This is a genomic window from Pseudomonas sp. B10, from assembly GCF_900156235.1.
Lineage (GTDB): Bacteria > Pseudomonadota > Gammaproteobacteria > Pseudomonadales > Pseudomonadaceae > Aquipseudomonas > Aquipseudomonas siliginis.
The window spans coordinates 3,895,624-3,908,903 of sequence record NZ_LT707063.1 but is presented as its reverse complement, the minus strand read 5'-3'; the positions used below and the strand labels follow the sequence as shown (position 1 = coordinate 3,908,903).

Sequence of the window (13,280 nt, the reverse complement as noted above, 5' to 3'; positions counted from 1 at the left end):
AGCCTGCTCGCGAAGGCGGATTGTCAGCCAACATTTCTGTTTAAGTCGACGATCGCTTCGCGAGCAGGCTCGCTCCCACAGGGTACGGCGGTGATTGATGCCTTTTAACCGGCGCTCAGTATATCGATCCGGCCCAACAAACGTGGGGCCTTGCGCAGATTTGTCGGGGAAAGTTACTCCAGCGCTTTCCAGATATCCGTGGCGTACTCGCGAATCGTCCGGTCGGAAGAGAACCAGCCCATCCGCGAGGTATTGAGCACCGCCGAACGCCACCAGTTCTGCGAGTCATGCCAGTGCGCGTCGACGCGCTTCTGCGCTTCCCAATAGGAGTCGAAGTCGGCGCAGACCAGGAAGCGGTCATAGTCGATCAACGAGTCGATCAGCCCGGTATAACGCGAGGTATCGTCCGGCGAGAACACACCGCTGCGAATCGCTTGCAGCACATCGTTCAAACGATGGGAGGCGGCGATGTCGGGTACGGCGCTGAACTCGTGGTTCTGTTTACGCGCCTCAACCTGTTGCGCGCTGAGACCGAAGATGAACATGTGCTCGGCACCGATGCGCTCGCACATTTCCACGTTGGCACCGTCAAGGGTGCCGATGGTCAGCGCGCCGTTGAGGCCGAACTTCATGTTACTGGTGCCTGACGCCTCGAAACCTGCGGTGGAAATCTGCTCGGACAAATCCGCCGCCGGAATGATGCTTTCGGCCAGGCTGACGTTGTAGTTGGGCAGGAACACCACTTTCAGCAGGCCGCGCACGGTCGGGTCGTTGTTCACCACCCGAGCGATGTCGTTGGTGAGTTTGATGATTAGCTTGGCCTGGTGGTAACTCGCCGCCGCTTTACCGGCGAAGATCTTCACGCGCGGCACCCAGTCGACTTCCGGCTCGGCACGAATCGCCTGATACAACGCCACGGTGTGCATCAGGTTGAGCAACTGACGCTTGTATTCGTGAATACGTTTGACCTGCACGTCGAACATCGCTGCCGGGTTGACCGCGATCCCGAGGCGCTCGTGAATCAGATAGGCCAGCGCCTTCTTGCTGTGCAACCGCTGCTCGGCGAAGGCTTTGCGGAACGCGGTTTTCTCGGCGAACGGTTCAAGTTCGAGCAGGCGCTCTTCGGGATGGTCGAGCACATCCGGGCCGAGAGCGTCGATCAGCATCGAGGTCAGTTCCGGGTTGGCCTGATACAGCCAGCGGCGGAAGGTGATGCCGTTGGTTTTGTTGTTGATCCGCTCCGGATAGAGCTTGTGCAGTTCGGCGAATACGGTTTTGCGCATGAGTTGCGTATGCAGACCGGACACGCCGTTGACGCTGTGGGAACCGAGGAACGCGAGGTTGCCCATGCGCACCCGGCGGCCGTTGTCTTCTTCGATCAGCGACACCGCGCGCAACACGTCGAAGTCATGAATGCCCTTGGCTCGCAACGAATCGATGTGCTGTGCGTTGATCAGGTAAATGATCTGCATGTGCCGTGGCAGCATGCGTTCCATCAGCCCGACCGGCCAGGTTTCCAGCGCTTCCGGCAGCAGCGTGTGGTTGGTGTACGACAGCGTGTCGACAGTGACTTGCCATGCTGCGTCCCACGCGACGTCGTAGACGTCGACCAGTTGGCGCATCAGCTCGGCCACTGCAATCGAGGGGTGAGTGTCGTTGAGCTGGATCGCCGCGTGGTCACCGAGGGTCAGCACCGAGGTGTGCATGTTGCGGTGACGGCGCAGCAGATCCTGCAGCGAAGCGGCGACAAAGAAGTATTCCTGACGCAGGCGCAGTTCTTGCCCGGCTTCGGTGCTGTCGGCCGGATAAAGGACGCGGGAGATACTCTCGGCGCGGGCCACTTCCGCCACGGCGCCCAGGTGGTCACCGGCGTTGAAGCGCTCCAGGTGCAGATCTTCCATGGCGCGGGCACGCCACAGACGCAGGGTGTTGACGCTGGCCCCGCGCCAGCCGACCACCGGCGTGTCATAAGCAATTGCGCGCACGGTTTCCGCTGGCGACCAGACCTGACGAGTCTTGCCGGAGGCATCGGTAACGGTTTCGACGCTGCCGCCGAAGCCGATCGGGTACGCCACTTCCGGCCGTTCGAATTCCCAAGGGTTGCCGAAATCCAGCCAGTGTTCGGTCTGTTCCTGTTGCCAGCCATCGACGATCGCCTGACGGAACAAGCCGTGCTCATAACGAATGCCATAGCCATGGCCGGCGATGCCGAGGGTCGACATGCTTTCCATGAAGCACGCCGCGAGCCGACCAAGGCCGCCGTTGCCGAGCGCCGCGTCGGGCTCCAGCAGACGAATGCGCTCCAGATCGACGCCCAGTTCGGTCAACGCTTCACGGGCGACGTCGAGCAGGCCGAGGTTGCTCAGGCTGTCGTAGAGCAAACGGCCGATGAGAAATTCCAGCGAGAGGTAATAAACCCGCTTCTGGCCTTTGCGATAGATCTGTCGGGTGTGGTCCATCCAGTGTTCGACCATGTGATCACGCGCAGCCAGGGCGATGGCTTCGAACCAGTCATGGTCAAAGGCGTGATCGGGGTCTTTGCCCACGGCGTAGGTGAGTTTGGTCAGGACGGCGTCGCGGAACGCGGCCACCTCTGCTTCGCGAACTAGTGGTTCTTGAGTCATCAACAGGACCTCGAGCGAGCGGGAATTTTCTGAGCCTAGACGGTCTGACCGGCGCTAACGGCTCTGGTTCGGCAGTATTTGCCCGGACTGTGCGCCAGTGCGACATAACCTTGGCGGATGAGCCAATGAATGCAGGGGCCGTGCCGTCCTGTCGGGCAAAATGCGGCCGCTGCGAAAATATCCGGCGAAAGGTTGTTCAAAATTCCACCGCTCCCGGTATGATCGCGCGCCCTGATGCATACACGCCTGGTAACTCCCGATGATGAAGCCCAACCTGATCGCCGCCGCCGAGATTGATCGTCTCGATACGTGGGCCAAATATTCGGCACCGATGTGCGGCTCGTGCATGTCCAGCTGCTGCACGCTGCCGGTCGAAGTGAAGATCAAGGATCTGGTGCGCATCGGCGTGGTCGACGAGTTCGAACTGGGCGATCCGCCGAAGAACATCGCCAAGCGCCTGCAAAAGGAAGGTCTGGTCGAGCGCTTCAATCAGAAGTCGGGGATCTTCACCCTGCAGCGCATGAGCAACAACGACTGCTATTACCTGGATCGTAAAACCCGCCTGTGCACCATTTATGACAAGCGCCCGGACACCTGCCGCAACCACCCGAAGATCGGCCCGCGGCCGGGGTATTGCGCTTATAAGCCGAAAGAAGTCGAGCGGGTGCAGAATTTCAGGGCCATCGACAAATTTTGATCGCTGCTGAAGTTTACGGCGGCTGATCGGCCACTTTCGCGAGCAGGCTCGCTCCCACAATAGAGATCAGTGAACACGGATTTTGTGTGCACCCGAAATCCCCTGTGGGAGCGAGCCTGCTCGCGAAAGGGCCAGTGCAAACACTGCATAAACGCCAGACAAACAAAAACGCCCCCGGTCTCGCGACCGGGGGCGTTTTCTATTCCAGGGCTGGATTACGCCTTGGCTTTCTTGGCAGCGCGGGTACGCTCGCTTTCGTCGAGGATCTTCTTGCGAAGACGGATCGACTTAGGCGTGACTTCGCACAGCTCGTCTTCCTGGATGTATTCCAGAGCCTGTTCCAGGGTGAAGCGAACAGGTGGGACCAGAGCGATGGTTTCGTCTTTACCCGAAGCACGCATGTTGTCGAGCTTCTTGCCTTTGGTTGGGTTCACACCCAGGTCGTTGTCGCGGCTGTTCTGACCAACGATCTGACCGTTGTAGATCTCCTGGCCGTGTTCTACGAACAGCTTGCCACGAGCCTGCAGGGTTTCCAGCGAGTAGGTCAGAGCCTTGCCGGTTTCAACCGAAACCAGAACGCCGTTCTGACGGCCGGACATGTGGCCCGACTTCACTGGAGCGTAACGGTCGAAGATCGAGGTCAGGATGCCAGCACCGTTGGTCAGGGTCAGGAACTGGTTACGGAAACCGATCAGACCGCGAGCAGGGATGTTGTATTCCAGACGAACACGGCCCTTGCCATCCGGCACCATGTTGCTCAGGTCGCCCTTACGCAGACCCATCTCTTCCATGACCTTGCCCTGGGATTCTTCAGGGATGTCGATGGTGACGTTTTCGAACGGTTCCTGCTTCACGCCGTCAACTTCACGGATGATCACTTCAGGACGGCCCAGGGCCAGCTCGAAGCCTTCGCGACGCATGGTTTCGATCAGTACCGAGAGGTGCAGCTCACCACGGCCGGACACCTTGAACTTGTCAGCCGAGTCGCCTTCTTCAACGCGCAGTGCAACGTTGTACAGCAGCTCTTTGTCCAGACGATCCTTGATGTTACGGGAGGTCACGAACTTGCCTTCTTTACCGCAGAATGGCGAGTCGTTTACCTGGAAGGTCATGGAAACGGTTGGCTCGTCAACGGTCAGCGGCTTCATCGCCTCGACGGTGTTGATGTCGCACAGAGTGTCGGAGATGAACAGCTCGTCGAAGCCGCTGATGCAGACGATGTCGCCGGCTGCTGCTTCGTCAACGTCGATGCGGTGCAGACCGTGGTGACCCATCAGCTTCAGGATACGACCGTTGCGACGCTTGCCGTCGGCGCTGATAGCGACAACCGGGGTGTTCGGCTTGACGCGACCGCGAGCGATACGGCCAACACCGATAACACCCAGGAAGCTGTTGTAGTCCAGAGCGGAGATCTGCATCTGGAACGGACCGTCACGGTCAACGGCCGGAGGCGGAACGTGGTCGACTACTGCCTGGTACAGCGGAGTCATGTCTTCCGCCATGGCGGTGTGGTCCAGACCGGCAATACCGTTCAGGGCCGAAGCGTAAACAACCTGGAAGTCCAGTTGTTCTTCGGTCGCACCGAGGTTGTCGAACAGGTCGAAGATCTGGTCCAGAACCCAGTCCGGACGCGCGCCTGGACGGTCAACCTTGTTGATGACCACGATTGGACGCAGGCCGGCTTCGAAAGCCTTCTTGGTCACGAAACGGGTTTGCGGCATAGGGCCGTCTTGAGCGTCAACCAGCAGCAGAACGGAGTCGACCATCGACATTACGCGTTCAACTTCGCCGCCGAAGTCGGCGTGGCCCGGGGTGTCCACGATGTTGATGTGGTAGCCGTTCCAGTTGATGGCGGTGTTCTTCGCCAGAATGGTAATGCCGCGCTCTTTTTCCTGGTCGTTGGAGTCCATCACGCGCTCGTCGTTGAGCTCGTTGCGCTCCAGGGTGCCGGATTGACGCAGGAGTTTGTCTACCAGGGTGGTTTTACCGTGGTCAACGTGGGCAATGATGGCGATGTTGCGTAGATTTTCGATCACTTGTGTATCTCGATCAGAGGATTCGGTTTGCTGACAAGTCATGGCAGCGATTAGCAGTAGTGTCCGGCATGGCCGTTACAGCTTGACGGCGGTGTCGGGGGGCCGGTGACGCAGGCCACAGGCAAACAGCCCCGGGCACTTAGCTCGGTCGATAAACGCGCACATTGGCATGCCCCTCACTGAGCAAATGGTGGGCATGCAGGCGACTCATCACGCCTTTGTCGCAATACAGCAGGTACTGGCGAGTAGGGTCCAGTTCCTTGAAACGTGCGTTCACTGCATAGAACGGCATCGTCTGTACCTCTATGCCGGCGAGCTCCAGCGGGCCATCCTCGGCGGCATCCGGGTGGCGGATGTCGATCACGATCTGACCGGCCAGCGCTTCGCTGACTTCTTCAATCTGCAAATCCTGGCCCAACTCGTCGATTACCCGATCGATCGGCACCAGTTTGGCGTTAGCGAGCGCGCGCTCGAGTACCGCCATGTCGAATTCTTTCTCTTCGTGCTCAACCCGGCCACGCTTGGCGGCGGTCTTGGGGTTGACCGAAATCACGCCGCAATATTCCGGCATGTGCCGGGCGAAATCGGCGGTGCCGATCTCGTTGGCAGTGTCGATGATGTCCTGCTTGTGCGCGACGATCAGCGGTCGCAGCACCAGTTTGTCGGTCACGCAGTCGATCACCGACAGGTTCGGCAGCGTCTGGCTCGACACCTGGGAGATCGCTTCACCGGTCACCAGTGCATCGATGTGCAGGCGTTCGGCGATCTCGGACGAGGCGCGCAACATCATACGCTTCAAAACCACGCCCATATGACTGTTATCGACTTTGCCGAGAATTTCGCCCAGCACTTCCTCGAACGGCACACTGACAAATAGCACGCGTTGCGAGCTGCCGTACTTCTTCCAGATGAAGTGCGCGACTTCCATCACGCCCAATTCGTGGGCACGCCCGCCGAGATTGAAGAAGCAGAAGTGCGCCATCAGGCCGCGACGCATGATCTGGTAAGCCGCCACGGTCGAATCAAAGCCGCCGGACATCAATACCAGCGTCTGCTCCAACGCGCCGAGCGGATAGCCGCCAATGCCGTTGTGCTGGCTGTGAATCACGAACAACCGTTTGTCGCGAACTTCGATACGGACTTCGATTTGCGGTGCTTTAAGGTCGATTCCGGCCGCACCGCACTCGCGACGCAGCTTGCTGCCGACGTATTTTTCCACGTCCATCGAGCTGAACGCATGCTTGCCTGCGCGCTTGCAGCGCACCGAGAAAATCTTCCCGGCCAGTGCATCGCCGTAGTGCTGTTTGCACTTTTCGGTGATGTCGTCGAAGTCGCCCAGCGGGTACTCGTCGATCTGCAGAAAGTGCGCGATACCCGGCATGCAGGTCAGGCGCTCGCCCATCTCTTTCAAGGCTTTGGGGTCGGTAACGCGGGTTTCCAGCTCGAGATTGTCCCACACGCCGTTCACCACCACGGCCGGGTCCAGGTCACGGAGCACGGTGCGGATGTTCTTGGCCAACTGGCGGATGAATTTCGTCCGGACAGGTCGGCTTTTGATGGTGATCTCGGGGAAGACTTTTACGATAAGTTTCATGAAAACAGCGCGCGAACGGCCAGCCGAAAAAGGGGGGCGCGGATTATAGCGGAAATTGCTCAAGGTTTAACCAGTTAATGTGCAGAAGGTTTTGCGCGCACCAAAACAGGTCATTTATGGAATTAAACGCAACATTACGGGGCGGGATTTGTCGATTCAGAACCTCGCACGCCTTAATAAGCGTGAATTTGGGGCAAAAAACCCATGCTGGGGCACTGGCATGCAATTTGCTCCCTTGTGAGGCAGGTTGCCTTGGCAGAGTATTCGCGCCGGCATCACCATTATTAAGGGCATCCACTACCCGCCCTAATTCACCCGGAGGACACTATGTCGAAGTCGGTTCAACTCATCAAAGATCATGACGTCAAGTGGATTGATCTGCGCTTCACGGACACCAAAGGCACTCAGCACCACGTGACCATGCCGGCTCGCGATGCGCTGGATGACGACTTCTTCGAAGTCGGCAAGATGTTCGACGGTTCCTCCATCTCCGGCTGGAAAGGCATCGAAGCCTCCGACATGATCCTGATGCCGGTCGACGAAACTGCCGTACTCGATCCGTTCACCGAAGACCCAACCCTGATTCTGGTGTGCGACATCATCGAGCCTTCGAGCATGCAGGGCTACGATCGCGACCCACGTGCGATCGCCAAGCGCGCCGAAGAGCATTTGAAAGCCACCGGTATCGGTGACACCGTATTCGCCGGTCCAGAGCCTGAGTTCTTCATCTTTGACTCGGTGAAATTCAAGTCGGACATCTCCGGCTCGATGTTCAAGATCTACTCCGAGCAAGGTTCGTGGATGTCCGACCAGGACATCGAAGGCGGCAACAAGGGTCACCGTCCAGGCGTGAAAGGCGGCTACTTCCCGGTTCCACCGTTCGACCACGACCACGAAATCCGTACCGCCATGTGCAACGCACTGGAAGAAATGGGTCAGTCGGTTGAAGTTCACCACCACGAAGTGGCGACTGCCGGCCAGAACGAAATCGGCGTCAAGTTCAACACCCTGGTGAAGAAAGCTGACGAAGTTCAGACCCTCAAATACGTTGTGCACAACGTTGCTGACGCTTACGGCCGCACCGCGACCTTCATGCCGAAGCCACTGTACGGCGACAACGGTTCGGGCATGCACGTACACATGTCGATCTGGAAAGACGGCAAGAACACCTTCGCAGGTGAAGGCTATGCCGGCCTGTCCGATACCGCTCTGTACTTCATCGGCGGCATCATCAAGCACGGTAAGGCCCTGAACGGCTTCACCAACCCGGCGACCAACTCCTACAAGCGTCTGGTGCCAGGCTTCGAAGCTCCGGTAATGCTGGCCTACTCGGCGCGCAACCGTTCCGCTTCGATCCGTATTCCTTACGTGTCGAGCCCGAAAGCCCGCCGTATCGAAGCACGCTTCCCGGATCCGGCTGCCAACCCGTACCTGGCCTTCGCAGCACTGCTGATGGCAGGTCTGGACGGTATCCAGAACAAGATCCACCCAGGCGATGCCGCCGACAAGAACCTGTACGACCTGCCGCCTGAAGAGGCGAAAGAGATTCCACAGGTTTGCGGCAGCCTGAAAGAAGCCCTGGAAGAGCTGGACAAGGGCCGCGCATTCCTGACCAAGGGCGGCGTGTTCTCCGACGACTTCATCGACGCTTACATCGCGCTGAAATCGGAAGAAGAAATCAAGGTTCGCACCTTCGTACACCCACTGGAATATGAGCTGTACTACAGCTGCTGATCCGGTAGCGCTGCGTAAAGTGGCGTGACACAAGAGGCCTCCTTCGGGAGGCCTTTTTTATTGCCCGGCGCAACGCATTTTCCATGTGGGAGCGAGCCTGCTCGCGAAAGCGGTGGGTCATTGATCATTCCCACGCTCCGCGTGGGAATGCAGCCCGTGACGCTCCGCGTCACTGGACGCGGAGCGTCCCAGGAGGCATTCCCACGCAGAGCATGGGAACGATCAGTGTTTTGGCTACCAGTCTTTTCAATTCCAGTTATTAACGGTTTTGGCCAACCGCCCCACCTGTCCTATGCTGCTACCCATCGCTTCCAACCCCGGTCGATTTCATGGGTCGCTCGTTTCTCTACATTCTGCTGCTGATCGCCCTGCCCGCCGCTGCGCAGATCTACAAGTACACCGACGCCAACGGCAACACTGCTTACAGCAATCAGCCGCCGGACGGCGTGCAGGCGCAACCGGTCGAGTTGCCGCCGCTCAATCGGGTCGAGCCGCAAGCACCGAGTGCGCCGCAAGCACCCACCGCAGAACAACCGCAACCACCGCGCAACGCCTATGAAATCCTCGAGCTCGCCGGTCTGCCCACTGACGAGGCGCTGCGCGCCAACAACGGCACCTTCACGGTCAACGTCCTGATCAAGCCGCGCCTGCAACCGCCGCATCAATTAAGGCTGCTGCTCGACGACCAGCCCTATGGCCAGCCGAGCAACGTGCCGGTTCTGCAACTGGTCAACATCGATCGCGGCGAGCATCGCCTGGCCGTGCAGGTGATCGACGGCCAGACCGTCATTCAGCAGAGCCCGCCCGCGGTCTTCACCGTGCAACGGGTGCATACGCCATGATCCGCGCGGGGCTGGTACTCATTCTGGCGCTGATGTCGACGTCCGCCTCGGCGGAGGTCTTTACCTACATCGACGCACAGGGCAACCGCGTCTATACCGATCAGCCGCGCGCCAACGCCAAGCGAGTGCCGATCGCGACAAGCAATCGCATGGGTGTCCCTGCCAACACCGCAGCGCCGATCACCACAGCGAAAAAATCCGCCGAACCAGCGCCCTTTCACTACGACATGCTGCGCATTCTGATCCCGGAGCCTGATGCCACTCTGCGCAGCAGCGCCGGCGAGTTGATCGTCAGCGTCACCAGCGAGCCCGGCCTGCAAAGCGGCCATCGTTATCGCTTGCTGCTGGATGGCAAGGCCACTGGCGAGCCCGGCGCCAGCCCGGTGTTTGCGCTGAGCAACATCGATCGCGGCAGCCACAGCCTTTCGATCGAAATCCTCGACGCCGCCGGTCGTACCGTGGAACGCACCGCCAATCAGCCGTTCCACATGCTGCGCATTTCCCTGGCGCAGAAACGTCAGGTCAAACCCTGTGTCACCGACGACTATGGCGTGCGCCCGGAATGTCCGCTCAAGGACAAACCTGCAGAGCCGAAAAATCCATTCCTGCGCTTCTTTTAACCCCCACAGCCGCGCGCACTCTATTGGTGCACTAAACTGCATCTCGCCCACAACCCAACCCATTTTGGTTCGAAACTTCCCGTTTGAGCTGGCTTCGTGCCATACAAACGCGCGTCAAACGCCTGTTTCAGGGCTTAAACGCTTCTTTTCGGAGCCTTGGTTTGGTTTTTGCATTTTCCCGACATCAGCGCTTTGTTCTCGCGCACGCCTTGCTCCAAAAGGGGTCCAGATGACCATAAGCGACGCTATTCACCGTTTGCTGCTCGACAACCTGACCACGGCGACCATCCTGCTCGACGCCGAATTGCGCCTGGAGTACATGAACCCGGCGGCGGAGATGCTATTGGCCGTCAGCGGTCAGCGCAGCCACGGCCAGTTCATCAGCGAGCTGTTCACCGAATCCCCCGAGGCGCTCAATTCCCTGCGTCAGGCCGTGGAGCAGGCGCACCCTTTCACCAAGCGTGAAGCGATGCTCACCGCCCTCACCGGCCAGACGCTGACCGTGGATTACGCGGTGACGCCGATTCTCAGTAACGGCGAGACTTTGCTTTTGCTTGAAGTGCACCCGCGTGATCGTCTGCTGCGGATCACCAAGGAAGAGGCGCAGCTGTCCAAGCAGGAAACCAGCAAGATGCTGGTGCGCGGCCTCGCTCACGAGATCAAGAACCCCCTCGGCGGCATCCGTGGTGCGGCGCAATTGCTCGCCCGCGAGCTTCCGGAAGAGAGCCTGCGCGATTACACCAATGTGATCATCGAAGAGGCCGACCGCCTGCGCAATCTGGTCGATCGCATGCTCGGCTCGAACAAACTGCCATCGCTGGCCATGTGCAACGTCCACGAAGTGCTCGAACGCGTCTGCCATCTGGTCGAAGCCGAAAGCCAGGGCTGCATCACCCTAGTGCGCGATTACGACCCGAGCATTCCCGACGTCCTGATCGACCGCGAGCAAATGATTCAGGCGGTGCTGAACATCGTGCGCAACGCGATGCAGGCCATCAGCAGCCAGAACGAGCTGCGCCTGGGCCGCATCAGCCTGCGCACCCGCGCCATGCGCCAGTTCACCATCGGCCACATCCGCCATCGTCTGGTGACCAAGATCGAGATCATCGACAACGGTCCCGGCATTCCGGCGGAACTGCAGGAAACCATTTTCTTTCCCATGGTCAGCGGCCGCCCGGACGGTACCGGGCTGGGCCTGGCCATTACCCAGAACATCATCAGTCAGCACCAGGGCCTGATCGAGTGTGAGAGCCATCCAGGCCACACCACCTTCTCGATCTTCCTGCCACTGGAACAAGGAGCCACATCGACATGAGCCGTAGTGAAACCGTGTGGATCGTCGATGACGACCGTTCTATCCGTTGGGTCCTGGAAAAGGCCTTGCAGCAGGAAGGCATGACCACCCAGAGCTTTGACAGCGCCGACGGCGTGATGAGTCGTCTGGCCCGGCAGCAGCCGGACGTGATCATTTCCGATATCCGCATGCCGGGCGCCAGTGGCCTGGATCTGCTGGCGCGAATTCGCGAACAGCACCCACGGCTGCCGGTCATCATCATGACCGCTCACTCCGATCTGGACAGCGCTGTCGCCTCCTATCAGGGCGGTGCTTTCGAGTACCTGCCCAAGCCGTTCGACGTCGATGAAGCGGTTTCGCTGGTCAAACGCGCCAATCAGCATGCGCAGGAACAGCAAGGCCTGGAGGTTGTGCCGGCGCTGACGCGCACCCCGGAAATCATCGGCGAAGCGCCGGCGATGCAGGAAGTGTTTCGCGCCATCGGGCGCCTGAGCCACTCCAACATCACCGTGCTGATCAACGGCGAATCCGGTACCGGTAAAGAATTGGTGGCCCACGCCCTGCACCGCCACAGCCCACGCGCGGCCTCGCCGTTCATTGCGCTGAACATGGCGGCGATTCCCAAGGATCTGATGGAGTCGGAGCTGTTCGGTCACGAGAAAGGCGCGTTCACCGGCGCGGCGAATTTGCGTCGCGGGCGCTTTGAACAAGCCGACGGCGGCACGCTGTTTCTCGACGAAATCGGCGACATGCCGGCGGACACCCAGACTCGCCTGCTGCGCGTGCTGGCCGATGGCGAGTTCTATCGCGTCGGCGGCCATGTACCGGTCAAGGTCGATGTGCGCATCATCGCTGCGACACACCAGAACCTGGAAACCCTCGTCCACGCCGGCAAGTTCCGCGAGGACTTGTTCCACCGCCTCAACGTGATCCGCATCCACATCCCGCGCCTGTCGGATCGTCGCGAAGACATCCCGACCCTGGCCCAGCACTTCCTCAGCCGCGCCGCTCAGGAACTGGCGGTCGAGCCGAAGCTGCTGAAAAGCGAGACCGAGGAATACCTGAAAAACCTGCCTTGGCCGGGCAACGTGCGCCAGCTGGAGAACACCTGCCGCTGGATCACCGTCATGGCCTCCGGTCGCGAAGTGCACATCAGCGACTTGCCACCGGAACTGCTCAACCTGCCGCAGGATTCGGCGCCAGTGACCAACTGGGAACAGGCCCTGCGCCAATGGGCCGATCAAGCCCTGGCTCGCGGCCAGTCGAGCCTGCTCGACAGCGCAGTGCCGGCGTTCGAGCGGATCATGATCGAGACGGCACTGAAGCACACCGCAGGACGTCGGCGTGATGCGGCGGTGCTGTTGGGTTGGGGGCGGAACACCCTGACGCGCAAGATCAAGGAACTGGGGATGAAGGTTGATGGTGGGGATGATGATGAGGGGGAAGAGGGTTAAGTCTCCGGTTCTGCGCTGAACCCATTCGCGAGCAGGCTCGCTCCCACAATTGAAATACGCTCCTCTGTGGGAGCGAGCCTGCTCCGGGCGGCGCTCCGACGAAGCTTTTTGCGCCAGCATGCACCGCATCAATGCACGATGACCCGGGATCGCGCAGAGCCATATCGCCAACCCAGCATCGAAAGGTGCTGAAAAACCCAGACTACAGATAAGCGAAAGCCCCGAGTCCCGGGGCTTTCGCGTTTTCGAAGCGTTTTTTGTTTCAGCAAATTAAAACCTGGCACGCCGCCTGCAATACCTATCTCAGGTGATTCGTTTCACCACCCGTTTCGGGGACCTTGGTACAGGCAGGCCGGGGATTCCCCTCTTTACATCGGGCTCATAC

The 13,280-nt window shown here is 59.7% G+C and carries 9 protein-coding genes; 6 read left to right on the top strand and 3 right to left on the bottom strand.

Annotation, left to right across the window (positions count from 1 at the left end):
• Nucleotides 1-173 precede the first annotated feature (173 nt).
• Nucleotides 174-2,624 (bottom strand): glycogen/starch/alpha-glucan phosphorylase, encoded by a 2,451-nt coding sequence (locus BXA01_RS17785; RefSeq protein WP_041477535.1) that lies wholly within the window; start codon nt 2,622-2,624, stop codon nt 174-176.
• A 259-nt stretch (nt 2,625-2,883) separates the two neighbouring features.
• On the opposite strand from BXA01_RS17785, the gene BXA01_RS17780 reads away from it, so the two are divergent.
• The gene (locus BXA01_RS17780; protein ID WP_016772101.1) at nt 2,884-3,321 is read left to right on the top strand and encodes a YkgJ family cysteine cluster protein; all 438 of its coding nucleotides are present in this window, start codon (nt 2,884-2,886) and stop codon (nt 3,319-3,321) included.
• A 215-nt stretch (nt 3,322-3,536) separates the two neighbouring features.
• Here BXA01_RS17780 and typA read toward each other — a convergent pair whose 3' ends face one another.
• Nucleotides 3,537-5,357 (bottom strand): translational GTPase TypA, encoded by a 1,821-nt coding sequence (typA, locus tag BXA01_RS17775; protein ID WP_016772102.1) that lies wholly within the window; start codon nt 5,355-5,357, stop codon nt 3,537-3,539.
• Nucleotides 5,358-5,496: 139 nt separating this feature from the next.
• Nucleotides 5,497-6,951, bottom strand: coding sequence for a tRNA uracil 4-sulfurtransferase ThiI (thiI, locus tag BXA01_RS17770; protein ID WP_076565171.1), 1,455 nt, complete (start codon nt 6,949-6,951; stop codon nt 5,497-5,499).
• A 327-nt stretch (nt 6,952-7,278) separates the two neighbouring features.
• On the opposite strand from thiI, the gene glnA reads away from it, so the two are divergent.
• The 5 genes from glnA (at nt 7,279) to ntrC (ending at nt 12,895) form a co-directional block, all read left to right on the top strand.
• Complete coding sequence (glnA, locus tag BXA01_RS17760; RefSeq protein WP_016772104.1) at nt 7,279-8,685, top strand: type I glutamate--ammonia ligase; 1,407 nt, start codon at nt 7,279-7,281, stop codon at nt 8,683-8,685.
• Between the two features lie 329 nt (nt 8,686-9,014).
• A complete protein-coding gene (locus tag BXA01_RS17755) occupies nt 9,015-9,527 on the top strand; it encodes a DUF4124 domain-containing protein (protein ID WP_076565167.1) in 513 nt (170 codons plus the stop codon).
• Nucleotides 9,524-10,147 carry a DUF4124 domain-containing protein gene (locus BXA01_RS17750; protein WP_076565165.1) on the top strand — a complete coding sequence of 208 codons (624 nt, stop codon included), beginning with the start codon at nt 9,524-9,526 and terminating at the stop codon, nt 10,145-10,147. The genes BXA01_RS17755 and BXA01_RS17750 overlap by 4 nt, the downstream gene beginning before the upstream one ends.
• A 229-nt stretch (nt 10,148-10,376) precedes the next feature.
• Nucleotides 10,377-11,462 (top strand): nitrogen regulation protein NR(II), encoded by a 1,086-nt coding sequence (gene glnL / locus BXA01_RS17745; protein ID WP_024011230.1) that lies wholly within the window; start codon nt 10,377-10,379, stop codon nt 11,460-11,462.
• Entirely contained in the window at nt 11,459-12,895 is a 1,437-nt protein-coding gene (ntrC, locus tag BXA01_RS17740) for a nitrogen regulation protein NR(I) (protein ID WP_076565163.1), read from the top strand. Before glnL ends, ntrC begins: the two co-directional genes overlap by 4 nt.
• Nucleotides 12,896-13,280: the final 385 nt, after the last annotated feature.

Bases quoted from the DNA above. Each gene is read 5' to 3' on its own strand.
- BXA01_RS17785 (WP_041477535.1), bottom strand. From the start codon at position 2,624: ATGACTCAAGAACCACTAGTTCGCGAAGCAGAGGTGGCCGCGTTCCGC.
- BXA01_RS17780 (WP_016772101.1), top strand. From the start codon at position 2,884: ATGATGAAGCCCAACCTGATCGCCGCCGCCGAGATTGATCGTCTCGAT.
- thiI (WP_076565171.1), bottom strand. From the start codon at position 6,951: ATGAAACTTATCGTAAAAGTCTTCCCCGAGATCACCATCAAAAGCCGA.
- glnA (WP_016772104.1), top strand. From the start codon at position 7,279: ATGTCGAAGTCGGTTCAACTCATCAAAGATCATGACGTCAAGTGGATT.
- BXA01_RS17755 (WP_076565167.1), top strand. From the start codon at position 9,015: ATGGGTCGCTCGTTTCTCTACATTCTGCTGCTGATCGCCCTGCCCGCC.
- BXA01_RS17750 (WP_076565165.1), top strand. From the start codon at position 9,524: ATGATCCGCGCGGGGCTGGTACTCATTCTGGCGCTGATGTCGACGTCC.
- glnL (WP_024011230.1), top strand. From the start codon at position 10,377: ATGACCATAAGCGACGCTATTCACCGTTTGCTGCTCGACAACCTGACC.
- ntrC (WP_076565163.1), top strand. From the start codon at position 11,459: ATGAGCCGTAGTGAAACCGTGTGGATCGTCGATGACGACCGTTCTATC.